This window comes from Bacillus sp. HY001, assembly GCF_007558965.1.
Classification (GTDB): Bacteria; Bacillota; Bacilli; order Bacillales; family Bacillaceae_G; genus Bacillus_A; species Bacillus_A mobilis.
Genome location: NZ_VLTE01000058.1, coordinates 40,702 through 62,860, shown reverse-complemented (window position 1 = coordinate 62,860; position 22,159 = coordinate 40,702). Strand labels below are relative to the sequence as shown.

Here is a 22,159-nt window from a genome sequence, read left to right as displayed (position 1 = left end):
AAAATATACAGATTATTCTAACATAGGAGAGGATTCCCATTGCTACTTCTACAAATGATTCTAAATATTTTACTAGGTGATCCACACGAAAGACAGTTTCAAATTAGAGAAAGCATTCAACTACTAAGTGAGCAACGAGCGTTCAACGATTTAATAGAGCGTTATGGCCGGTCTTTCTTATTAAACTTTCGGATTCGAAGATTTATCGGGAAACACGATGCCCGCTTGTTAATACATAATCCAGCAAAACTACAACACTTCTGTGAGGAACTTGAATGTATGATTAGAAGAAAAAGATTATTTACATAGGGAGGGTAATCATATGAACGCTTTAAAGGTTAAAAAGTTATTATATGTTTTCGTACATCTCGTTGGTCCGCTTTCTTACCTCACTATTTCTACCATTTGGGGAGCTTTTTTCACTACTAAATCCACATTCGAAAATATATCTGATAATCTTGGTGTGATGGCCATCTACTACGTGCTCATGAGCTTACTATGGTTTTTCTATTTAGATCGATTAGACAAAGATGTAGATAAGATTACAAAAGAGATTAATGATAATAAGGTGTAATACATATAAAAAAAGGAGAGCCGCCAAGACTCTCCTTTTTTATGTTAACTTCTTTTCTGCTTCTTATTTGATGAAGATACTTTATGAGAACCTGTTTCATGTGCCGTCGTTCCTTGTCCTTCTACTTCTGGAGAACCAAGGCTTGATCTTGAATGATCTTTTTTTACTTTTTTACTCATTTATATTCACCCCTTCGCGTTACTTTTTGCTACGGGAGAATAAACTATACAATATACAAAATAAAAAGCGAGAGGAATTCCTCTCGCTTTTTTCATATTTTAGAACTCAGAAGAACCTGGAGTTCTTGGGAATGGAATTACGTCACGGATGTTAGCCATGCCTGTGATGTACATTAGGAAGCGCTCGAAACCTAGACCGAATCCAGCGTGTTTCGTACCGCCGTATTTTCTAAGTTCTAAGTACCACCAGTAGTCCTCTTCGTTCATGCCTAGTTCTTTAATTCTATCTACTAAAACGTCCATTCTTTCTTCACGTTGACTTCCGCCGATTAATTCGCCGATGCCAGGAACTAGAAGGTCAGTAGCAGCTACTGTTTTTCCATCTTCATTCATACGCATGTAGAACGCTTTAATGTCTTTCGGATAGTCAGTTACGAATACAGGGCGTTTGAAGATTTCTTCTGATAAGTATCTTTCGTGCTCTGTTTGTAAGTCAATACCCCATTCTACTGGGTATTTGAAGTCAGCACCTGACTCTTGAAGCACTTTAATTGCTTCTGTATATGTGATACGACCGAAGTCAGAGTTGATTACATTGTTCATGCGCTCTAGAACTGTTTTATCAACGAAGCTGTTGAAGAATTCCATTTCTTCTGGTGCATGCTCTAGTACGTATTTCATTGCATATTTCAGCATATCTTCTGTAAGATCCATTACATCGCCTAATTCAGCGAATGCAATCTCCGGCTCAACCATCCAGAACTCAGCAGCATGGCGAGTTGTGTTTGAGTTTTCCGCACGGAATGTAGGTCCGAATGTGTATACGTCACGGAATGCTAATGCATAAGCTTCAGCGTTCAGCTGTCCACTTACTGTTAAGTTTGTTTCTTTGCCGAAGAAGTCTTTTGATTCATCAACTTGTCCGTCTTCACCTTTTGGTACGTTGTTTAAATCTTGCGTTGTTACGCGGAACATTTCGCCTGCACCTTCTGTATCACTACCAGTGATGATTGGTGTGTGAACATGTACGAATCCACGCTCTTGGAAGAACTGGTGAATCGCGAATGCTGCGACAGAACGTACACGGAACGTTGCAGAGAATGCATTTGTTCTTGGACGTAAGTGAGCGATTGTACGTAAGTATTCAAACGTGTGACGTTTCTTTTGAAGTGGGTAATCAGAATCTGATAAGCCCTCAATGTCAATTTTTTCTGCTTTAATTTCAAATGGTTGCTTCGCTCCAGGCGTTGCAATTACTTTACCTTCTACTTTAACTGAAGAGCTAAGTGGAAGTTTTGCAATTTCTTTGAAGTTTTCTAACTCTGTATCGAAAACGATTTGAACGCTTTTGAAGAAGCTACCGTCGTTTAATTCGATGAAACCAAATGCTTTTGAATCACGTAAGTTACGAATCCACCCTGATACTTGTACTGTTTGACCTGCATATTTATCTGTATCTCTATACAGACTTTTTACTAATGTGTTTTCCATAGTGAAATTCTCCTTTGCTGATATATTTAAATACAAAAAAACCTTTCATCCATAAAGGGACGAAAGGTTAAACTTCGCGGTACCACCCAATTTGTCATAAAGACCAACTTTAACTCGTATGTAATACATACTTCCCGGTTTGTAACAGGCCGGATTCCCGTCTAAGTCTACTCTTGAATACAAGATTCAATTTCGGTTAGCAACTCCAAGGTGTTCTTCACATATACCGTCTCATCAGGCTCTCACCGTCCCTGACTCGCTTTGGATTATAGTATATACTACTTTTCCTTATCATCGTCTTTCATTTTGTTAAACTAAAATTAATGTACTACATTCGAGAGAAAGATGCAAGATGCCTTAATATTTATCGGCGATTTTTATCATATATCGACAATCATGTCATAAAAAAATTGCCGGAATTAATCCGGCAATTTCTCATTACTTACGTAACTCCGCACCAAATTTCTCTTCTACCGTTGTTAATACACGGTTATGTGCTTCTGTTACTTCTTCATCTGTTAACGTACGTTCTGCATCGAAGTAAGTCATAGAGAATGCAAGTGATTTCTTGCCTTCTTCCATTTTTTCACCTTCGTATAAGTCGAATAGTGTTACGTCTTTCAGAAGTTGTCCGCCAGCTTCAGCAATGACTTGCTTCATTTCACCAGCTTTTGTTTCTTTTGTTACGACAACAGCCATATCACGTGTCATAGATGGGAAACGTGGAATTGCTGCGTAGTAAGTTTCTTCTGCGTCTGCACCAAATACTTTTACAAGAGATAGTTCGAATACGAATGTATTTTTCACATCTAATTGTTTTTCTGCTTCTGGGTGCAATTGACCGATGAAACCAATTACTTCGCCATCTAATACGATGTCAGCTGTACGACCTGGGTGCATACCTTCACGTTTTGCTGGTGCATAAGTGATTTGGTTTGAAACGCCAAGTACGTCGAATAATCCTTCTAGTACACCTTTCACAACGAAGAAGTCTACTACTTTCTTCTCACCTTGCCATGCATGGTGAAGAGCAAGACCTGTCATAACACCTGCAAGATGTTGTTCTTCTTTCGGAAGTTCTCCTGCTTCTGTTGGTAAGAAGATAGAACCTACTTCGTATAAAGCAACGCTATCGTTTTTACGTGCAACGTTGTATGAAACTGCTTCTAACAATTGTGGCACTAAGCTTAAACGAAGTTGGCTGCGCTCTTCACTCATTGGAAGTGCAAGATTTACAGGTGCCTTTTCGTTTAGCTCAACCATATATTGTTTCGCTTTGTCAGCACTTGTTAATGAATACGTGATTGCTTCATATAAACCAGCACCTTCTAAGAAGCGACGTACTTTACGACGTTTCGTTTGTGCTGATGTTAATTTACCACGAGTCATTGTTCCAGACGGTAATGTAACTGGAATGTGGTCATAACCGTATAGGCGACCCACTTCTTCTACTAAGTCTTCTGAAATTGTAATATCAGGACGACGTGCTGGTACATTCACATGGAATGTTCCTTCTACTTCTGTGAATGGGAATTTTAAGTTTGTAAACATTGTACCCATTTCACTTGCAGAAATATTTGTACCTAATACACGGTTTACTTTTTCAGCAGTAACAGATACTGTACGCTCTTGTACTTGTAAGTTATCAGCTTCTACTACACCTTCAAGTGCTTCTCCGCCAGCGTATTTCGCCATTAAAGCAGCTGCGTGTTGAATTGCTTCAAATGTACGTGTTGGATCGATTCCTTTTTCAAAACGTGCACTTGATTCACTACGAAGACCTAAGTCTTTTGATGTACGGCGTACTGTTTGACCTGCAAAGTATGCAGACTCGATTAAAACATTCACTGTCTCATTTGTAACTTCAGAATCCGCTCCGCCCATTACACCAGCAACAGCTAAAGCTTTTGTTCCGTTTGTAATTACAAGGTGGTGTTCTTGTAATGTACGCTCTTGATCATCTAACGTTTCAATTTTTTCGCCTTCTTTTGCAAGACGAACAACGATTTCTTTTGAACCTAATTTATCGTAATCGAATGCATGTAACGGTTGACCGTATTCCATTAAAATGTAGTTTGTAATATCAACTACATTGCTAATTGGACGAATGCCAGCTGCCATAAGGCGCGTTTGCATCCACATTGGTGATGGACCAATTTTTACGTTCTTCACCATTTTTGCAATATATAATGGGTTTTCTTCTTTCGCTTCTACACTTACAGAAATGTAATCAGAAGTTTTTTCTGCTGCTTCTTGTAAGCTGATAGCTGGAAGTTTTACTTCACGGCCATAAATAGCAGCGACTTCATATGCAACACCTAACATGTTTAAGCAATCTGCACGGTTTGGTGTTAAACCAAGCTCAAGTACTTCATCGTGTAAGTTTAAAATTTCAAGTGCATCTGCACCAACTTCAGCGTCACTTGGGAAGATGAAGATACCATCTGCATATTCTTTTGAAACTAACTTTCCATCAATACCAAGCTCTTGAAGAGCACAAACCATACCGTGAGAAGCTTCACCACGTAGTTTTGCTTTTTTAATTTTAAAGTTACCAGGAAGTACAGCGCCAACTTTTGCAACTGGTACTTTTAAACCTTTTGCAATGTTAGCAGCTCCACAAATAATTTGAACTGGTTCTTCTTCACCGATATCGATTAAGCATTTGTTTAATTTATCAGCTTCTGGGTGTTTTTCACATTCTAATACGTGACCAACTACAACACCTTTTACACCTTTATTTAATACTTCAACACCTTCTACTTCAATACCACTTTTCGTGATTTTGTCTGCTAGTTCTTGTGCTGTTACATCTTTAATATCTACATACTCTTGTAACCAACGATATGATACGAACATACTTATCCTCTCCTTCCCTTACGCTCGTTTGAATTGTTGTAAGAAACGTACATCATTTGTATAGAAATGACGAATGTCATCTACGCCGTATTTCAACATTGCGATACGCTCTGCGCCCATACCGAATGCGAAACCTTGATATTCTTTTGAATCATAACCAGCCATTTCAAGTACGTTCGGGTGAACCATACCTGCGCCTAAAATTTCGATCCAGCCAGTTCCTTTACAAGTGCCGCAACCTTTGCCGTGACACATCATACAAGAAATATCCATCTCTACAGATGGCTCTGTGAATGGGAAGAAACTTGGACGAAGACGGATTTCACGGTCTTCACCGAACATCTTTTTCACGAATACTTGCAGTGTACCTTTTAAGTCACTCATACGAATGTTTTTATCAATTACAAGACCTTCAATTTGCATGAACTGGTGTGAATGCGTCGCATCATCGTCATCGCGGCGATACACTTTACCAGGACAAATAATTTTAATCGGGCCTTTTTCTTTATTATTTTCCATCGTACGTGCTTGCACAGAAGATGTATGTGTACGTAGTAACGTTTCTTCTGTAATGTAGAATGTATCTTGCATATCACGCGCTGGGTGATCTTTCGGTAAGTTTAATGCTTCGAAGTTATAGTAGTCTTTTTCTACTTCTGTTCCTTCAGCTACTTCATAACCCATACCGATGAATACATCTTCAATTTGTTCAACAACAGCTGTTAACGGATGGTGACAACCTGTTTCAACAGGACGACCTGGTAGTGTAACATCAATTGTTTCAGTAGCTAATTTCGCTTCAATTACTGCTTTTTCTAAGTTACCAATTTTGTCATCTAGACGCGTTTGAATCGCTTCACGTACTTCATTTACTAATGCTCCCATACGTGGACGCTCTTCTGCTGATAATTTTCCCATGCCACGTAACACTTCTGTAATTGGACCTTTTTTTCCTAAGTACGCTACGCGTACGTCGTTTAAGCCTTTTAGCTCTTTCGCTTCTTCAATAAGCTCTAACGCTTTTTGCTTTAGCTCTTTTAAACGTGCTTCCATTTGGAACCCTCCTAATTTTAAAAATAAAAAAACCCCGCTCCCAAAAAGGGACGAGGTAAATTCGCGGTACCACCCTAAATTGACAGAACAAGTCTGCCCACTCATTAGTTATAACGATCAATTCTGACCGGAACGCCTTTACATATATATGGTCCTGGCGTCAACTCCAGAGGTGAATTCACTTCCGTCTACCATAAGAATGCTTTCAGTCTAAGGCATTCTCTCCCTATATGGCGATTTTGTAAGTTACTCTTCTCTATCAACGTTTTTCGTTATTTAACTTTTAATATAATATACTTCAACTTATTATAAGAAGTTTTTTATTTGTTCGCAACTGGGCTTTGCAAATAATACGTTAAAATCCCTGCTGCAACCGCAACATTTAATGATTCTGCCCCGCCGTAAATCGGAATATACAAGTTTTGATCCGTTTTCGCAAGAATTTCTTGGCTTACGCCGCTTCCTTCATTTCCTACAATTAATGCAAAACTACCAGCTGGTGTTACTTCAACGTGCGGAACTCCATTTTCAAGAGCTGTTCCATATACAGGAACGTTTTGTTCTTTTAGCTTGTCTACCCATTCTTCTAAGTTACCTTTTACAACTGGTAAATGGAAAATAGAACCTTGTGTAGAGCGAAGCACTTTACTATTATATGCATCAACGCATCCTTCTCCAAGCACAACGGCATGAATACCAGCTGCATCAGCTGTACGAATAATTGTCCCTAAGTTACCTGGGTCTTGAAGGCCATCTAATAAGAGAAACTTCCCATCAGCAAGAGCTACTTCACTCTCGTGTTTCTCACAAACAGCAAATACACCTTGCGTCGTTTCTGTTTCGCGAAGTATTTTTACGATTGCTTCAGGTACGATATACATTTCCACATCATTAACTGTCCAATCTTTCGGAAGATCTGTCTGATCAGAAACGATAAGTTCTGTTACAACTCCTGCTTTTAAAGCTTCCTCGACTAAGTGGAATCCTTCTACAAAAAATAAACCTTTTTTATCGCGCTCTTTTTTCGTCTGCAGCTTTTTCCACTGCTTCACACGCGGATTTTGTACTGAATCAATGTTTTTCATAATATGTATTTCCCTCTCTTCTTGTCTTATCATTATAGCCTATTTTTCATACATATTTACATAAAAAAGAACAAAAACTAACGTCAGTTTCAATTCTGAAGAAGAGGTGAAAACAATGAGTTTTAATTTACGTGGTGCTGTATTAGCAAATGTATCTGGAAATTCACAAGATCAATTGCAAGAAACAATTGTCGATGCAATTCAAAGCGGTGAAGAAAAAATGCTTCCAGGTCTTGGTGTTTTATTCGAAGTCATTTGGAAAAACGCTGATGAAAATGAAAAGCACGAAATGTTAGAAACATTAGAGCAAGGACTAAAAAAATAAGCAATTTGAAAATCACCTTCGCATAAGCTAAGGTGATTTTTTTCACGAAAAATTTTTTTCTTCTCCTAAACATTTCTACTTTACTAACGCTACCCCAATGGAGTACAATGTTCAAAATACATTTAAACCGATCGATTTTTCTTCATATACATCATTAGATAAAAGGAGTGAATGTTTTATGCAACGTATTACGCTTGAACAAGTTTTTAAACACCACATTACACAAAAATATGTGAACCGTTCTGGAATGGTCCACGCGATTGCTGTCGCTTACCATGCGTTTCACTTAGCGAAAAAGCATCATGCCTCAGTCGATGCTGCAACAAAAGCTGGTTTCCTTCATGATATCGGACATCACACATGGTACAGTGAAGGAGAATGGGACTATGACTTGTATAAAAAGAATGATATCCATGCGATTAAAGGAGCAGAAAGAGCTCATAAATTACTTATTAGATTAGGAGAACATCCGAAACTAGCAAAAGAAATTTCTATCGCGATTCTTCTTCATACAGATTCTTTCTTAGTACAGCAAGAAATTGAAAGAACATCTCTTCAAAACATTATTAAATGGGCAGACGAAGCAGATGAAGAACCGGGCGGAGCGCACCATTATAGAACGATTTCTTATGAAAAAGCATTAAAAGCTATTCAGCAATTAGACCGATTGGTAGAACGTGAATTGCAAATAGAGCAATCAAAATTGAATAACAAGGCAGAACATAGTTATCAATGAGAAAGAGGCATCACTATAGGGTGATACCTCTTTTATTATTTTATGGAAAATACACCTTTGTATGTAATATTTAAATATTACATATAAAAACAAAATACCCTATAATTAAATATACAAATATAAAGAGGTGATTTTATAAATGCAACCCGCTACACAACTTTCTAATGAACAGAAATACTCTATGTCATGGGGACAATTTATTAGCTCCGTTTTATTCGCTTTTTTCGGAACCGGACTCATTACTGTGTTCCTCGCAATGCCCTTAACGATTTATACAGCAGGGCTTACAGATAAAAAACAAATTGCCCTGTATGAATCGATCGTAAATACTGCAAGTATCGTATTACAACTAGCCGTGTTGTTATTCTTCATTTTTAAATTCGAACCCGCAAAAAAATTACTACTACAATCATTTAACTTTAAAGCACTTAAAGAATGGCGTACATACGTATATTTACTTCTTTTCTTCGCTATAAACATTTTACTCAATTACATCTTGTTAAATTATATGTTCCAAGACGCAACAAAGCAGCAATCTTCCGCATTAAACTTAGACGTTTTTAAGCAGTATCAAATATTATTACTTCTCGGTTTCGCAATACTTACACCAATTTTTGAAGAGCTTATTTTCCGTGGCTTTATACTTCGCTTCTTCTCAGAACGCTTTCCATTTTGGATTGCAGCCATCATAACAAGTTTCTTCTTCGGTATCGCTCATACATACTCAATTGGGGTAATGGTAATTACTTTCTTCATGGGATTATTAATGGCGGTTTTATGTAAAAAAACAAAATCCATCATTCCAGCTATGTTATTTCATATTATGAATAATATGCTGGCGTTCTTGAGTTAAAAAGAGGTATCATTGCGATACCTCTTTCTACTCTTTTATCACAACTTCAAACTCTTCTTCCATTAACACTTTTCGATAATCCGTTTTCCTTTCTCCTTCTTCACCAGAAGTTAGGACAGGGGTCAGTACAATTTTCGTTACACTGTCTTCTAGTTTTTCAAAACGCCAATAACTATTTTTGGATAGCGTAAGACCTGAATGTGGTATTAACTCTTTTCCATCTTGATCTTTCGCGATAAATTTCACCTCTAATTTCGTTCCATTCAACATTTTATAGTTCAACTTCGCAGATATAGGAGAAACTTTTAAATCTTCCACTTCTATTTTTTGACCATTTTCTAATTTAAAATGCTTATGGATTGGGATTGTTTTCGTTTCCGCTTTTATTTTGTCTCCAAACGCTTTGAAGGAAAAGCCCCATTCTCCTTTCCATGTTGAATTGCCCTCTTTTAAAGAAATATCCCTATATACAACTTGTACATCACATTCTCCACGAATTTCTAGAGGATTCATTTCATCATCTTTTAAATCTATATTTGAGAAAAATGTATACGTGTACTCATTTATTTTCTTGTCTCCACCACTACCACTTCCATTTAACTGTTTTCCATTTATATAAATATCAAGCATAGGATAAGAGTCCTCTAAATTGACTCGACTAGACTTAAACGTACTATTAACAATAATCTGCCCTTCATCTATCATCACTTCATCTAACCGCACTTCTACACCGTTATCATAAACCGTTTGTCCTATTGTCGTTTTATATTCTTTTAAAGGTTCTCCTCTACTGTTTACGTAGTCTTCCATTTTACTTCCGATTAACGGTATATCCGCAATCATCCTTCTCATATCTACAGTCATCATCATAATAAATAATGCCGCAGCCGATGTTACAATCGCTACATTCCGTTTCGTATGAACTTTGTTCTTGTTTATTTTTTTACGAACTCGCTTTTTTATTTTCTGTTTCTCTATGTGAGTTAAGTTAACCTCTTCATATTCATTCTCATCCATTTTTATATCATTTAACATTTCATATGGATCTTTCATTTTCTTCACCTCTTTTCTTATTTATTTCATCCGGTTATGTAAAAATAATGACCTTAACTTCTTCCGTCCTCTCGATAGACGATTGTATATAAAAGAAGTTTTCACTCCCATTTTCTCTGCAATATTTTCTACACTATCTTCTTCCACGTAATGCTTCATAAAGATTTCTTTATCATTCTTCTTTAAATGATCTAATATATGTTCCATATCATTACTAATTTCATTTTTAATCGTATCGGTATGCACCGCTATTTCACCTATTTGATCTAACCCTTTTTCATTTACTGTTTTCGCATATTTCCTCGCATAATCGATAGATTTGTATTTTGTAATAGCCGCGATCCAATTTTTCAAAGTATTTTTCTCTTCATCATACTTTTCAATATGATTCCAAATCGCTAATAACACATCATCCATACATTCCTCTTGTACATCTTGAAACGAAGCTAAATGCTTCTGAATAATACTTTTTATAAGTCCACCGTACTGGTCGATAATAAAGTATAATGCTTTTTCATTCCTTTTCCTTAGCTGCATTGCAACGTTCTCTTCTGTAATTTTCATATACACCCTCCTCTCTAACGTTCTCTATATCTATTAATTCGTATCATCATTTCTCATTTCTATCAATTTATACATATTTATTAATAATATCCAAAATAAACCTCATGTAGTAAAATATAACTGATTACATAGAAGGAGATTACATATGTTGAGCTTACTTTGGGTTGTTTACATGCCACTTCTTGTTTTATGCGGATTTTTCGGTGGTATTTTCTTAATTGTTACTAGCGTGAAACACCGTAAATTATTTGTCGGTTTAATGGGGCTACTTAGCTTTTCCTTTGTCACACTACCTTTTGTTTTTTGGGGCATAGGAGTGGAGAGCAATACAATCATCCCTATTTCAACTACTTTATATTGGATTCTGTTTTCTTTAACTGGATTATTGGCAGGATTAAGTGGATTACAAGCAAAAATTAAAAGTATACGTAATATGGGATTCATTATTTTTATCGCTGGAGTATTAGGGGTTATCTTCTGGTTACTCATGACTGTAGGTGATTCATACTATATATAATATTTTTTAGAAACGGATAAATCGGAGGTAATACAGAAGTGTTCGGAATGTTAACTTGGATGATTTTAGCTCTTACTTTGATGATATGCGACTTCATCGTTGGCATTTTTTTAATTATTGCTGGCATTAAATGTCGTAAATCACTTACTATTATAGCTGGTTTGATTAGCATATCGCTTATCTTTGTTCCTATCATTTGCATAGGTTATGGAATGGATTTAGAGGGAATTGTTCCAATTTCAGGAACTTTATATTGGAGTTTTTTCTCTTTAGCTGGACTATTAGCTATTATAAGCGGAAGACCAATATCAAGCATTCGTGCTATGGGAACAATTTTGTTTATAACAGGTCTGTGCTCCGTAACTGGTTATCATTTTTTATATCTCACTCTTTAAAAAGACAAAAAAGCAGGGAAATTAATTCCCTGCTTTTCTATTTGGTTTATTGCCTGATGGTAAGAAGAACGATAATACCCAAGCAATACCTGCGAGTATCGTTGCAATTAAGAAGGCATCGTTAATACCGTTAATTGCCGATAACTTCGAAATTTGTCCAAATAATAGTTGCGTGCTCATCGCATCTCCTGCTTGAGCCGATCCAGCTAAGGCTGCTAAACTTTGTCCCATACCGTGTACTTTATCAACTAAAATTGGATTTGACGTTGTTAACATGTTGCCGTAATCTGCTACGTGAGCAGTCGTTTGTTGCGTCATAAGTGTAATTAATATCGCTGTTCCAATTGAACCAGCTACTTGTCTTGACGTATTTTGCGTTGCTGTACCGTGAGAAATTAATTTCATTGGCAATGCATTCATACCAGCTGTCATAATTGGCATCATAATGAATGACATACCAATTGAACGTATAATATAATCCGTCATAATAACGCTATATGGTGTATCCATCGATAACGTTGTGAATTTATATGTCGCAAACGTTGTAATGGCTAATCCAACAATCGCTAACGGACGAATACCATATTTATCAAATAGTTTACCTGCAATAGGTCCCATGATACCCATAATTAATGATCCTGGTAGTAATAATAAACCTGATTCAATCGGCGTAAAGCCGCGAATGTTTTGCAGATATACTGGAAGTAATAACATACCTCCGAATAATGCCATTGTAACGATTGCGTTAATTACTAAAGTAAAAGTAAATACCGGATATTTAAATACTTGTAAATCAAGCATTTTATTGTCTGTTGTTAACTCTCTCCAAATAAATAACGCTAAACCAATTACACCGATAACAAGTGAAATAACAACTTCGGCACTAGTCCAACTATTATTTCCAGCTTCACTAAATCCATACAGTAAGCTACCTAGTCCAATACTTGAACTAATTACACCAAATACATCTAATTTCGTATTAGACACTGGCTGAGCTAGTGTAAAGAATTTTAAAGATAAGAACGTAATAATTAAACCAATTACAAACATTCCGTAGAACATTAAGTTCCAGCTGTAGTTTTCAATAACCCAACCCGTTACAGTTGGTCCGATAGCTGGTGCTAAAATCATTGCAACGCCTAGTAATCCCATCGCTGCTCCGCGCTTATTAGGCGGGAATAATGTCATAAAGATATTCATACCAACCGGCATTAAAATACCTGCACCGACCGCTTGAATAACACGACCTGTCATCATCATTGTGAAGTTTCCTGATGTAGCACAAATAATAGATCCTACCGTGAAGAATAACATGGCTGCTACAAATAATTTACGGTACGTAAATCGTGAAACTAAAAAGGCACTAATCGGTACTAAAATACCATTTACAAGCATGAAGCCTGTAATTAACCATTGCGCTGTTGATGTTGACACGTTAAATTCGTTCATTAACGGAGGCAATGCAACGTTAATGATCGTTTGGTTTAAAATAGAAACGAACATACCAAGAATTAATACTGTTACAACTGCTTTTACATTTACATTCTCTATAGGCATAGACGTTTGTTTTTTCGGCATTTCTTTTTCTTGTTTTACTTCTTCTTGCTTGCCTGTTTCTAATTCAACTACATTAGAAATTTCTACTTCTTGCTTTTGTTCTATTTCTTTCTCTTCTGTTTCTACTTTACTTACTTCTATTTTACTTACGGCTGGGACTTGTTCTTCTCCCACGTTCGTTTTTTTCTTTCGTAAAAGACGATTTACAAGGAAGAAGACGATTATACAAAATAGTGCATATCCTACAATTGCAATTGAGGACATCTCATCTCCCCCTTACTTATGAATACGAACTGACACATTCATTCCAGGAACAATATTTACTGATTTACTATGGTCTAAAGAAATTTTAACTGGTACAACTTGCTTTACTTTTGTATAGTTCGCTGTTGCGTTACTTGATGGTAACATTGAGAATGTATTTGCTGTTGTTAATCCAACTTGTTCTACTTTCCCTGTTAACGTTGTATCTGGGTATGCATCTACATACACATCTACTGTTTGACCTTTTTGAACATCGTCAATCACTGTTTCTTCAATGTTTGCTGTTACCCATAAATTGTTCATATCAAATGCATAAGCAATTGGGCTACCCGCTCCAACGAAAGCATTTGTCGTTGCGTTTGATTGTACAACTGTTGCATTTTGCGGAATTGTTACATCTACTGTTTGTTCTCCATTTGCTGCCGCTACAGTAACCGCACCTAATTTATCGTTTTCATTGTAGTTCTTACCTACTTCAGCTTTCCAGTCCGTTAATTTACCTGCTACTGGTGAAGCAACCGGAATTACTTTTCCATCAATTTTTGCATTGTCTGTTTTTAAGTAATTTTCCGTTTGGTTGTAATAGTAGTAACCGCCAATACCGCCGCCAACTAGTACAATTAATGTGATAATGTTGATAATTACCATTCTTCGAAACTGATTCATTGCATTCCTCTCCTTATATCGCATATAATTTTTTTCTAAACTATTTACGTCCTTATTGTTTAGACTGTTTAATTGTTAATTATATTAACTTTTAAACAAAAAAATCACACCATCTGCGGTGTAAATCGAAATTTATCTACCTGCGAGCGGTGCTGATTTCTGAAGGACTATCGTTTATAATTATAAATAATTATTTCGAATCTACAACCGACAATTTACGTATGAAATGTTGCTTAAACAACAATATAATAACAATATGTTGTTTAAGTATATAAAATTAAACGAGGAGAAGTAAAAATGTCTATTAAAAATACAAATGATCCACGTGTAAAGCGGACGAGACAACTCATACAGGATGCTTTTGTCGCTTTAGTAGGCGAAAAAGGATTTGACGATGTAACTGTTCAACATATCGCAGAACGTGCTCCTGTAAATCGTGCTACGTTTTATAGCCATTACCATGATAAGTATGACCTATTAGACAAAAGCATCGAAGAAATGTTAGAGAAATTAACAGAAGTTATTAAACCAAAAAATAGAAATAAAGAAGAGTTTCAACTTACATTTGATTCACCAAATCCAACCTTTTTAGCTTTGTTCGAACATATTGCAGAAAATGTGAACTTCTATAACGTTATGCTTGGTGATAAAGCCGCTGGAAACTACTCTTATAAAATGATGAAAACAATACAAACTCATTTAACGTTAAGCTTATCGATTTCACAGCCAGATGATAAAGATCTTATGGTTCCTCGTGACATTTTGATTAGCTATGTGACAGGAGCTCATATCGGGATGATTATGTCATGGTTAAAAAGAGGGATGATATATACTCCGCATTTTATGGCCATGCAATTAACTCGTTTAATTATTTTAGGAGCTCATACTGCCGCTGGATTAGAGCGACCTTTTTAAAACATAAAAAAGCGAAGGAGAGACTCCTTCGCTTTTTCTATTAATTAAATGTAATGTTATGTACAGCCTCTTTATCAAGACGTTTAATAACTTCTACAATTAACTTCACTGCATTTTCATAGTCATCACGGTGTAACATTGCCGCATGAGAATGAATGTAGCGCGTTGCAATCGTAATTGCCATAGACGGGATACCATTTACAGCAATGTGAATTGCACCTGCATCCGTTCCACCGCCCGCTACTGAATCATATTGATATGGAATTTCTAATTCGTCAGCAACATCAACTACAAAGTCACGTAAACCAGTATGACCAATAACAGACGCATCATATAAAATAATCTGTGGTCCATCACCCATTTTACTTTGCGCTTCTTTTGCCGTTACACCAGGCGTGTCACCAGCGATACCAACATCTACTGCGAACGCGATATCTGGTTTAATATAGTTTGCAGATGTTTTCGCACCACGAAGACCGACTTCTTCTTGTACAGTCCCTACGCCATATACAACGTTTGGATGCTTTTCATCTTTTAATTGTTTTAATACGTCAATTGCAATTGCACAACCAATTCGGTTATCCCATGCTTTTGCAAGTAACATTTTTTCATTCTTCATCACTTGGAATTCAAAGTAAGGTACAACTTGATCTCCTGGTCGTACGCCCCACTCCATTGCCTCCTCTTGGCTAGAAGCACCAATATCGATGAACATGTCTTTAATATCTACTGGCTTTTTACGCGCTTCTGGAGGTAAGATGTGCGGTGGTTTTGAACCAATTACACCTGTTACATCTCCTTTACGCGTTACAATTGTCACACGCTGTGCAAGCATAACTTGTGACCACCAGCCACCAACTGTTTGGAAACGAAGGAAACCTTTGTCATCAATTTGCGTAATCATAAAGCCAACTTCATCTAAATGACCTGCAACCATAATTTTCGGGCCGTTTTCTTCCCCTACTTTTTTCGCAACTAAGCTTCCTAAATTATCAGTAGAAAGTTCGTCCGCAAACGGCTCAATATATTTCTTCATTACTTCGCGTGGTTCACGCTCGTTACCCGCAATACCACGTGCATCTGTTAATTCTTTTAGCATTGTCAATGTCGCGTCTAATTTTGTCATTGCCAACACCCTCCTTTTTCTTCAGTCACTTCATTATACAAAAGGAAATTGAAATATTCAAAAATTAAATCAGTATCCTTGTGTTTGACGCTCATGATTTACTTCGTTTTTATCTAAATATGCCTTTTCAATCTCTTCTTGTTCAAACTCTAGCGCTTGTCCAAGACGAAGGTAGCTTGTAAATAATTCAATATAGTTCGTAATAGATGGTTGATCTGTAAAGCGAATCACCTTCGCATATGTGTCTAAGAAAATTTCTACTTGTGTTTTATTCGTTTGTGCACACTTATAGAATAGGAAGTTTTTATCAATACCTAAATCAATTCCGATTGATAAAATAAAATGCAAACCATCTACGTATTCTTCTAATATTACTTCACGTTCTGATGCTGGTTTGTTGCTCCAATATTTAAAACAACGTGTTTCATTTGCAAGTTCTCCAATTTCTACAAGAAGAGCTAACATTTTTTCTTTTAACAATTTTTTCGGTTGTAAGTCATGCTCTTTCACAATACGGTCATCTAATTCTTTTTGTAATTTAAATAGTTGTAGTAAGTCCATTCTATTGTCCTCCTCCAACATCGCATTTTACGCAACAATGTTGTTTCATCTCAAAGTTCATTATTATTTTTCGTTTCTTATTAATAAGTCAGCCATTTATCTCTTTACAAAATAGCTTGTCCTTAATTTACAAATACGTTTCAATCATCACGATTAGATTGTTCACTCCGATTGGTGATAATTAATCATTATCCGGGGATTGTCCACTGATAAAAAAATTTATTTTATCTGATGAAAGTTCCATATCATCTTTCCATTATAGCAGTGTCGTTTCAGGTAGGAAAGATACTCTTCTTTCCAAAGGGAGATAATTGAAAAAAGCCAGGAGAATTCTCCTGGCTTCATATATATATTCTTCTATATCGCTATAGCTTTTATATTGATTTTGTCATATCGATAACGACATACTTCTCTTTGCATACAAATAAAAAACCTTAGAAGAAAAATCTTCTAAGGTTTCAACTAATTAATTAGTTAATGTTGTTTTTTGCAACTGTTGCTAATTCAGCGAAAGCTTTTTCGTCATGAACAGCTAAGTCAGCAAGCATCTTGCGGTTAACTTCGATGCCAGCATTTTTAAGACCGTGCATTAAGCGGCTGTAAGAAAGACCATTCATACGAGCTGCCGCGTTGATACGTGTAATCCATAATTTACGGAAGTCACGTTTCTTTTGACGACGGTCACGGAATGCATACATTAGAGATTTCATAACCTGTTGGTTAGCAACCTTGAATAATGTACTCTTAGAACCGTAGTAACCTTTTGCTAATTTTATAACTTTTTTACGACGTTGACGAGTAACTGTACCACCTTTTACTCTTGGCATAATATTACCTCCTAATTGTTCTATATATCAGCCGAACTTATTTTAAGTTGTCAAGCATTTGACGAATGCGTTTGAAGTCACCAGCGCTTACTACACCAGCTTTACGTAGTTTACGTTTAGCTTTTGTAGATTTGTTAGCGAATAAATGGCTTGTGTAAGCGTGAGAACGTTTCAGTTTACCTGATCCAGTCTTTTTGAAACGCTTTGCAGAGCCGCGATGAGTTTTTTGTTTAGGCATAGGTATTTCCTCCTCTATCTATTACTTATCGTTTTTCGGTGCTAAAACTAAGAACATACTACGTCCTTCCATTTTAGGCTTAGATTCAATTGTACTAACTTCAGCACAAGCTTCTGAGAAGCGATCTAAAACACGTTGACCGATTTCTTTATGAGTAATGGCACGTCCTTTAAAGCGAATTGACGCTTTAACCTTGTCGCCTTTCTCTAAAAACTTGATAGCATTACGAAGTTTTGTGTTAAAGTCGTGTTCATCAATTGTTGGACTTAAACGAACTTCTTTCATGCTAATTACTTTTTGATTTTTGCGCTGTTCTTTTTCTTTCTTCTGTTGCTCAAAGCGGAATTTACCGTAGTCCATAATGCGGCATACTGGCGGTTTCGCATTTGGAGCAACTAATACTAAATCAAGATTAAGATTTGCAGCTAAGTCTAAAGCGTCATTACGAGACTTGATTCCAAGTTGATCGCCATTGGCACCAACTAAACGTACTTCACGTGCACGAATTTGCTCGTTAATCATCATATCCTTGCTAATAGTAAGCCACCTCCAAGGTTTTCTCAGAACATATTTTGTAGTCATAGAACCCGACAAAAAAAGTGCGGGCATACGACACCCACACTTGTAAATTCTTAAGTAAGAAATACATTTACCTGTAAACTGCGAATGCGTCCATCAGGTGAGAAGCGGGTGCTTCTACTTGTTCCACAAAACAATATTCTATTATCCTTGATGAGTTTATCATAGGACATGACGTCTGTCAAGAAGACGCGATGTGTTTTACTAACAACAAGAAATATTGTAACAAACAACTAACATACTTGCAATACTTTTTTATGATAAGTATTGTTTGGTTATTTTTTCTAGTTTTTCTTTTTTATAATACATACGAAAGCCGCGGTATACCGCGGCTCTGTCTTATCTTTTTCCTTCTACTTTAATCATATCAACAAAAGCATCTAATGCGATTGTTTCTGATTTTTGTTCACCGTATTTACGTACGTTTACGCCGTTTTCAGTTACTTCATTGTCACCTACTACAAGCATGTACGGAATTTTTTGCATTTGTGCTTCACGGATTTTGTAACCGATCTTCTCTTCACGAGTATCTAATTCAACACGGATGCCAGCACGACGTAATTCATCTTGTACTTTCTTCGCATAGTCTAAATGTACTTGCGGAGAAACTGGAATTACTTGTGCTTGAACTGGAGCTAACCAAGTTGGGAATGCACCTTTGTATTCTTCAATTAAGAAGGCTACGAAACGTTCCATAGTTGATACAACACCACGGTGAATTACAACTGGACGATGTTGTTTACCGTCTTCACCAACGTAAGCTAATTCAAAGCGTTCTGGAAGTAAGAAGTCTAATTGTACAGTTGAAAGTGTTTCGTCTTTTCCAAGAGCAGTACGAACTTGAACGTCAAGTTTTGGACCGTAGAATGCCGCTTCACCTTCAGCTTCATAGTAATCAAGACCCATTTCATCCATAGCTTCTTTTAGCATACCTTGTGCTTTTTCCCACATCTCGTCATCAGCATAGTACTTTTTAGTATCAGCTGGGTCACGGTAAGATAGGCGGAATGAATAGTTCTCTAAACCGAAATCTTTGTACACTTCTAGCGTTAAGTTTACAACACGTTTTAACTCTTCTTTAATTTGATCTGGGCGAACGAAAATGTGCGCATCGTTTAAAGTCATTCCGCGTACACGTTGTAATCCAGATAACGCACCTGACATTTCATAGCGGTGCATTGTTCCAAGTTCCGCAATACGGATTGGTAATTCACGATAGCTGTGAATATCATTTTTATAAACCATCATGTGGTGAGGACAGTTCATTGGACGAAGAACTAACTCTTCATTATCCATTTCCATTGATGGGAACATACCATCACGGTAGTGATTCCAGTGACCAGAAGTTTCATAAAGCTCTCTGCTTCCTAGTACTGGAGTGTATACGTGATCATAGCCTAAGCTTGCTTCTTTATCAACGATGTAACGCTCGATAATACGGCGAATAGTTGCACCTTTTGGTAACCAAAGTGGTAAACCTTGTCCTACTTTTTGGCTATTAGTAAATAGTTTTAATTCTTTACCTAATTTACGGTGATCGCGCTCTTTCGCTTCTTCAAGCATACGTAAGTGCTCATCTAATTCCGCTTTCTTAACGAATGCAGTACCGTAAATACGTTGTAACATTTTATTATTGCTGTCGCCGCGCCAGTAAGCACCTGCAACGCTTAATAATTTAAATACTTTAATTTTCCCTGTAGATGGAAGGTGAACACCACGGCAAAGGTCGAAGAATTCGCCTTGCTCATAGATTGAAATAACCGCATCTTCTGGAAGATCGTTAATTAAATCTAATTTTAACTCATCGCCGATTTCTTCAAAGCGACGAAGTGCTTCTGCACGTGGTACTTCATGACGAACGATTTCTAAGTTCTCGTTCACGATTTTTTGCATTTCTTTTTCAATTTTCTTGAAGTCTTCAACTGTAATTGCTTCTTCCATATCAATATCGTAGTAGAAGCCATTTTCGATTACTGGACCAATACCAAGCTCAAGCTTAGCATCTTTATATAAACGTTTTAACGCTTGCGCTAAAAGGTGGGCTGTTGAATGGCGTAAAATGTATAAGCCATCTTCAGAATCTAATGTAATAATAGAAACTGCACCATCTTCTTCGATTGGTGTAACAAGATCGATCATCTCATCGTTTAATTTTCCAGCCACAGCTTTTTTCTTTAAGCCTGGGCTAATAGAAGCTGCGATTTCTTCAGTTGTTACGCCTTTTGGAAACTCCTTCACAGCTCCATCAGGGAAAGTAATTTTAACTACATCTGCCATCACTGGTCACTCCTCTTTTTTTCAAAATAAAAAACACTCATCCCGTAAAAAGGGACGAGTGTTGAATTCGTGGTTCCACCCTTGTTCCAATTAACCTTATTGTTAATTGCTCAAGTTCAACATAACGGTGTTGTCCGTTAGCAATTACTAGAAAAACCGTTCACTGCTAAAGTTTAGAGGTGGTAAGTAATAATCCCGTACTAGGAAGCTCACACCCTAAGGCTTCCCTCTCTGAAAATCGTAGAAAACTACTCATGTCCTCATCATGACATTTCAATATATTTCATTTATGTAGGTAATTATATGCTCAAAAACTTAGAAAATCAAGGGCGTTACCTTTATTTTTTAAATTTTTCACATTGCGCTCAAACTCATGTAATCCATGTAATTGGACCCGTTCTTGAAATACATTTCGCAAAGTAATAATCATATTATGGTCTTGTTCTTTCGTATATAAATAAATTTTTTTCGGCGAAATAGAAAGCAGTGGTGCAATTACTTTCGTATCAATATATACATCCTTTTGCTTTAATAATTCCTCATCTATATATTGGACCAATTTCTCCTGTTTTAAACGCCTACCTTTATCATCATAGAAAATAAAACTTTCATCAAAAATAAGATGCACACAGGACAAACGCGATTTTCGGCTACGCACTTGTTGCCTTAGCGTCTCAATAAACATTTGATATTCTTGTTCCAACTTATACTCATCAATCGACACTTCAGCAAGCTTAGCTACCATTTCCCTATATGTACGAAGGCGAAAACGAACATATGATGAAAACGAGAACGAAAGCGGATCACAAAGCCAGTTATTTAAAGAAGATTTAATATATGATTCAAATGTATGACGTGTTAATTCATGAGCAATCCCTTTTCTTCTTCCCTTTAAAATCTCTTGTGCCATATGCAATATTTGATGACACTCTTCCTCTTCTTCATAAAAAAACTTTTCTTTTAAGATCGTATAAATCCACTCATTTTGCTTTACATTCACAATGAAATATACCATGACTGGCAATAAAATCTTTTCAATATAATTCGATTCACATACTGGTATGTGAATCACCACTTTTTGTTCCTGTAAATACACACTCGTTTCCTTATATAACAGTTCAGCCCTTTTCAATAGTTGTCTATATACATGCATAGCATCATTTTTTTCTTCGAAGCAAATTTCAATCACTTTTGTCCCCCCTTTTATCCCTGCTCTAAAGGATTGTATCTATACGTTACAAATCCTATAAGAGTCCGTCCCGCGTGAAGTTCACTCTTAGTAGAATTACATTTCCTATCGCTAGAAGATCCACTCGATATGGCTTGCTAATTTTATATATATTAAGGGAGGGAGAAAAAAATGATACAAGCTACAATGAATTTTCCATAAGAACTTTTCGTTTTATAATTCACCTAGTCTAAAAAGTGTTCAAAACGAAAAAAAGAGCAAGCTTTTCAGCTTACT

At 36.5% G+C, this 22,159-nt stretch carries 24 protein-coding genes and 4 other annotated features; of the genes, 8 read left to right on the top strand and 16 right to left on the bottom strand.

The annotated features are described in order from the left end of the window. Positions 1-39 precede the first annotated feature (39 nt). Together FOT98_RS24010 and FOT98_RS24005 are read left to right on the top strand one after the other, a co-directional pair. Positions 40-309 carry a hypothetical protein gene (locus tag FOT98_RS24010; RefSeq protein ID WP_063262665.1) on the top strand — a complete coding sequence of 90 codons (270 nt, stop codon included), beginning with the start codon at positions 40-42 and terminating at the stop codon, positions 307-309. A 13-nt stretch (positions 310-322) separates the two neighbouring features. Next, complete coding sequence (locus FOT98_RS24005; RefSeq protein WP_061677067.1) at positions 323-574, top strand: hypothetical protein; 252 nt, start codon at positions 323-325, stop codon at positions 572-574. A gap of 44 nt (positions 575-618) precedes the next feature. Here the strand turns inward: FOT98_RS24005 and FOT98_RS24000 are convergent, their stop codons facing one another. From FOT98_RS24000 to FOT98_RS23980, 5 genes are all read right to left on the bottom strand, one after another. Continuing rightward, positions 619-753, bottom strand: a complete 135-nt coding sequence (locus FOT98_RS24000) for a YuzL family protein (RefSeq protein ID WP_060486527.1) — start codon at positions 751-753, stop codon at positions 619-621. Positions 754-852: 99 nt separating this feature from the next. After that, positions 853-2,244, bottom strand: a complete 1,392-nt coding sequence (asnS, locus tag FOT98_RS23995) for an asparagine--tRNA ligase (RefSeq protein WP_000432171.1) — start codon at positions 2,242-2,244, stop codon at positions 853-855. Between the two features lie 52 nt (positions 2,245-2,296). Further along, positions 2,297-2,548: a binding site (T-box leader), on the bottom strand. A gap of 134 nt (positions 2,549-2,682) precedes the next feature. After that, the gene (gene pheT, locus FOT98_RS23990; protein WP_063262664.1) at positions 2,683-5,103 is read right to left on the bottom strand and encodes a phenylalanine--tRNA ligase subunit beta; all 2,421 of its coding nucleotides are present in this window, start codon (positions 5,101-5,103) and stop codon (positions 2,683-2,685) included. Positions 5,104-5,121: 18 nt separating this feature from the next. Further along, complete coding sequence (gene pheS, locus FOT98_RS23985; RefSeq protein ID WP_000388217.1) at positions 5,122-6,156, bottom strand: phenylalanine--tRNA ligase subunit alpha; 1,035 nt, start codon at positions 6,154-6,156, stop codon at positions 5,122-5,124. Positions 6,157-6,199: 43 nt separating this feature from the next. Beyond that, positions 6,200-6,428: a binding site (T-box leader), on the bottom strand. A 48-nt stretch (positions 6,429-6,476) separates the two neighbouring features. After that, positions 6,477-7,274 (bottom strand): TrmH family RNA methyltransferase, encoded by a 798-nt coding sequence (locus FOT98_RS23980; RefSeq protein ID WP_061677063.1) that lies wholly within the window; start codon positions 7,272-7,274, stop codon positions 6,477-6,479. 82 nt (positions 7,275-7,356) lie between these two features. On the opposite strand from FOT98_RS23980, the gene sspI reads away from it, so the two are divergent. From sspI to FOT98_RS23965, 3 genes are all read left to right on the top strand, one after another. Next, the gene (gene sspI, locus FOT98_RS23975; RefSeq protein WP_000009509.1) at positions 7,357-7,566 is read left to right on the top strand and encodes a small acid-soluble spore protein SspI; all 210 of its coding nucleotides are present in this window, start codon (positions 7,357-7,359) and stop codon (positions 7,564-7,566) included. Between the two features lie 178 nt (positions 7,567-7,744). Then, the gene (locus FOT98_RS23970) at positions 7,745-8,302 is read left to right on the top strand and encodes an HD domain-containing protein (RefSeq protein WP_063262663.1); all 558 of its coding nucleotides are present in this window, start codon (positions 7,745-7,747) and stop codon (positions 8,300-8,302) included. 139 nt (positions 8,303-8,441) lie between these two features. After that, positions 8,442-9,155: a CPBP family intramembrane glutamic endopeptidase gene (locus tag FOT98_RS23965; RefSeq protein WP_063262662.1), complete on the top strand. Its 714-nt coding sequence runs from the start codon at positions 8,442-8,444 to the stop codon at positions 9,153-9,155. A 27-nt stretch (positions 9,156-9,182) separates the two neighbouring features. Here FOT98_RS23965 and FOT98_RS23960 read toward each other — a convergent pair whose 3' ends face one another. Together FOT98_RS23960 and FOT98_RS23955 are read right to left on the bottom strand one after the other, a co-directional pair. Then, the gene (locus tag FOT98_RS23960; protein WP_063262661.1) at positions 9,183-10,208 is read right to left on the bottom strand and encodes a DUF4179 domain-containing protein; all 1,026 of its coding nucleotides are present in this window, start codon (positions 10,206-10,208) and stop codon (positions 9,183-9,185) included. 21 nt (positions 10,209-10,229) lie between these two features. Beyond that, a complete protein-coding gene (locus tag FOT98_RS23955) occupies positions 10,230-10,772 on the bottom strand; it encodes a sigma-70 family RNA polymerase sigma factor (RefSeq protein ID WP_063262660.1) in 543 nt (180 codons plus the stop codon). 145 nt (positions 10,773-10,917) lie between these two features. Here FOT98_RS23955 and FOT98_RS23950 point away from each other — a divergent pair, with 145 nt between their 5' ends. Next, positions 10,918-11,289, top strand: coding sequence for a hypothetical protein (locus tag FOT98_RS23950; protein ID WP_063262659.1), 372 nt, complete (start codon positions 10,918-10,920; stop codon positions 11,287-11,289). A gap of 38 nt (positions 11,290-11,327) precedes the next feature. Next, positions 11,328-11,684 (top strand): hypothetical protein, encoded by a 357-nt coding sequence (locus FOT98_RS23945; RefSeq protein ID WP_063262658.1) that lies wholly within the window; start codon positions 11,328-11,330, stop codon positions 11,682-11,684. A gap of 21 nt (positions 11,685-11,705) precedes the next feature. Here the strand turns inward: FOT98_RS23945 and FOT98_RS23940 are convergent, their stop codons facing one another. Both FOT98_RS23940 and FOT98_RS23935 read right to left on the bottom strand, forming a co-directional pair. Further along, positions 11,706-13,505 carry a DHA2 family efflux MFS transporter permease subunit gene (locus FOT98_RS23940; RefSeq protein ID WP_063262657.1) on the bottom strand — a complete coding sequence of 600 codons (1,800 nt, stop codon included), beginning with the start codon at positions 13,503-13,505 and terminating at the stop codon, positions 11,706-11,708. A gap of 12 nt (positions 13,506-13,517) precedes the next feature. Then, the gene (locus tag FOT98_RS23935) at positions 13,518-14,171 is read right to left on the bottom strand and encodes an HlyD family secretion protein (RefSeq protein ID WP_016080108.1); all 654 of its coding nucleotides are present in this window, start codon (positions 14,169-14,171) and stop codon (positions 13,518-13,520) included. A 297-nt stretch (positions 14,172-14,468) separates the two neighbouring features. On the opposite strand from FOT98_RS23935, the gene FOT98_RS23930 reads away from it, so the two are divergent. Continuing rightward, positions 14,469-15,086, top strand: coding sequence for a TetR/AcrR family transcriptional regulator (locus FOT98_RS23930; RefSeq protein WP_000023656.1), 618 nt, complete (start codon positions 14,469-14,471; stop codon positions 15,084-15,086). 40 nt (positions 15,087-15,126) lie between these two features. Here the strand turns inward: FOT98_RS23930 and FOT98_RS23925 are convergent, their stop codons facing one another. The 7 genes from FOT98_RS23925 to ytxC form a co-directional block, all read right to left on the bottom strand. Further along, positions 15,127-16,212, bottom strand: coding sequence for a M42 family metallopeptidase (locus FOT98_RS23925; protein WP_000163547.1), 1,086 nt, complete (start codon positions 16,210-16,212; stop codon positions 15,127-15,129). 69 nt (positions 16,213-16,281) lie between these two features. Continuing rightward, entirely contained in the window at positions 16,282-16,773 is a 492-nt protein-coding gene (locus FOT98_RS23920) for a dUTP diphosphatase (RefSeq protein ID WP_000365056.1), read from the bottom strand. A 470-nt stretch (positions 16,774-17,243) separates the two neighbouring features. Continuing rightward, the gene (gene rplT, locus FOT98_RS23915; RefSeq protein ID WP_001138364.1) at positions 17,244-17,600 is read right to left on the bottom strand and encodes a 50S ribosomal protein L20; all 357 of its coding nucleotides are present in this window, start codon (positions 17,598-17,600) and stop codon (positions 17,244-17,246) included. 37 nt (positions 17,601-17,637) lie between these two features. Then, a complete protein-coding gene (rpmI, locus tag FOT98_RS23910) occupies positions 17,638-17,838 on the bottom strand; it encodes a 50S ribosomal protein L35 (protein WP_001125946.1) in 201 nt (66 codons plus the stop codon). A gap of 21 nt (positions 17,839-17,859) precedes the next feature. Beyond that, a complete protein-coding gene (gene infC / locus FOT98_RS23905) occupies positions 17,860-18,363 on the bottom strand; it encodes a translation initiation factor IF-3 (protein WP_000973214.1) in 504 nt (167 codons plus the stop codon). 62 nt (positions 18,364-18,425) lie between these two features. Beyond that, positions 18,426-18,546 (bottom strand) — a sequence feature (ribosomal protein L20 leader region). Positions 18,547-18,756: 210 nt separating this feature from the next. Beyond that, on the bottom strand, positions 18,757-20,694 hold the full coding sequence (thrS, locus tag FOT98_RS23900) for a threonine--tRNA ligase (protein WP_000786073.1): 1,938 nt from the start codon (positions 20,692-20,694) through the stop codon (positions 18,757-18,759). A gap of 47 nt (positions 20,695-20,741) precedes the next feature. Beyond that, positions 20,742-20,970: a binding site (T-box leader), on the bottom strand. Positions 20,971-21,001: 31 nt separating this feature from the next. Beyond that, positions 21,002-21,883 (bottom strand): putative sporulation protein YtxC, encoded by an 882-nt coding sequence (ytxC, locus tag FOT98_RS23895; RefSeq protein WP_063262656.1) that lies wholly within the window; start codon positions 21,881-21,883, stop codon positions 21,002-21,004. Between the last annotated feature and the right edge of the window lie 276 nt (positions 21,884-22,159).

What these genes read in the sequence shown, in the direction of transcription:
- FOT98_RS24005 (WP_061677067.1), top strand. Translation starts at nt 323, where the DNA reads ATGAACGCTTTAAAGGTTAAAAAGTTATTATATGTTTTCGTACATCTC.
- FOT98_RS24000 (WP_060486527.1), bottom strand. Translation starts at nt 753, where the DNA reads ATGAGTAAAAAAGTAAAAAAAGATCATTCAAGATCAAGCCTTGGTTCT.
- asnS (WP_000432171.1), bottom strand. Translation starts at nt 2,244, where the DNA reads ATGGAAAACACATTAGTAAAAAGTCTGTATAGAGATACAGATAAATAT.
- pheT (WP_063262664.1), bottom strand. Translation starts at nt 5,103, where the DNA reads ATGTTCGTATCATATCGTTGGTTACAAGAGTATGTAGATATTAAAGAT.
- pheS (WP_000388217.1), bottom strand. Translation starts at nt 6,156, where the DNA reads ATGGAAGCACGTTTAAAAGAGCTAAAGCAAAAAGCGTTAGAGCTTATT.
- FOT98_RS23980 (WP_061677063.1), bottom strand. Translation starts at nt 7,274, where the DNA reads ATGATAAGACAAGAAGAGAGGGAAATACATATTATGAAAAACATTGAT.
- sspI (WP_000009509.1), top strand. Translation starts at nt 7,357, where the DNA reads ATGAGTTTTAATTTACGTGGTGCTGTATTAGCAAATGTATCTGGAAAT.
- FOT98_RS23970 (WP_063262663.1), top strand. Translation starts at nt 7,745, where the DNA reads ATGCAACGTATTACGCTTGAACAAGTTTTTAAACACCACATTACACAA.
- FOT98_RS23965 (WP_063262662.1), top strand. Translation starts at nt 8,442, where the DNA reads ATGCAACCCGCTACACAACTTTCTAATGAACAGAAATACTCTATGTCA.
- FOT98_RS23960 (WP_063262661.1), bottom strand. Translation starts at nt 10,208, where the DNA reads ATGAAAGATCCATATGAAATGTTAAATGATATAAAAATGGATGAGAAT.
- FOT98_RS23955 (WP_063262660.1), bottom strand. Translation starts at nt 10,772, where the DNA reads ATGAAAATTACAGAAGAGAACGTTGCAATGCAGCTAAGGAAAAGGAAT.
- FOT98_RS23950 (WP_063262659.1), top strand. Translation starts at nt 10,918, where the DNA reads ATGTTGAGCTTACTTTGGGTTGTTTACATGCCACTTCTTGTTTTATGC.
- FOT98_RS23940 (WP_063262657.1), bottom strand. Translation starts at nt 13,505, where the DNA reads ATGTCCTCAATTGCAATTGTAGGATATGCACTATTTTGTATAATCGTC.
- FOT98_RS23935 (WP_016080108.1), bottom strand. Translation starts at nt 14,171, where the DNA reads ATGAATCAGTTTCGAAGAATGGTAATTATCAACATTATCACATTAATT.
- FOT98_RS23930 (WP_000023656.1), top strand. Translation starts at nt 14,469, where the DNA reads ATGTCTATTAAAAATACAAATGATCCACGTGTAAAGCGGACGAGACAA.
- FOT98_RS23925 (WP_000163547.1), bottom strand. Translation starts at nt 16,212, where the DNA reads ATGACAAAATTAGACGCGACATTGACAATGCTAAAAGAATTAACAGAT.
- FOT98_RS23920 (WP_000365056.1), bottom strand. Translation starts at nt 16,773, where the DNA reads ATGGACTTACTACAACTATTTAAATTACAAAAAGAATTAGATGACCGT.
- rplT (WP_001138364.1), bottom strand. Translation starts at nt 17,600, where the DNA reads ATGCCAAGAGTAAAAGGTGGTACAGTTACTCGTCAACGTCGTAAAAAA.
- rpmI (WP_001125946.1), bottom strand. Translation starts at nt 17,838, where the DNA reads ATGCCTAAACAAAAAACTCATCGCGGCTCTGCAAAGCGTTTCAAAAAG.
- infC (WP_000973214.1), bottom strand. Translation starts at nt 18,363, where the DNA reads ATGATGATTAACGAGCAAATTCGTGCACGTGAAGTACGTTTAGTTGGT.
- thrS (WP_000786073.1), bottom strand. Translation starts at nt 20,694, where the DNA reads ATGGCAGATGTAGTTAAAATTACTTTCCCTGATGGAGCTGTGAAGGAG.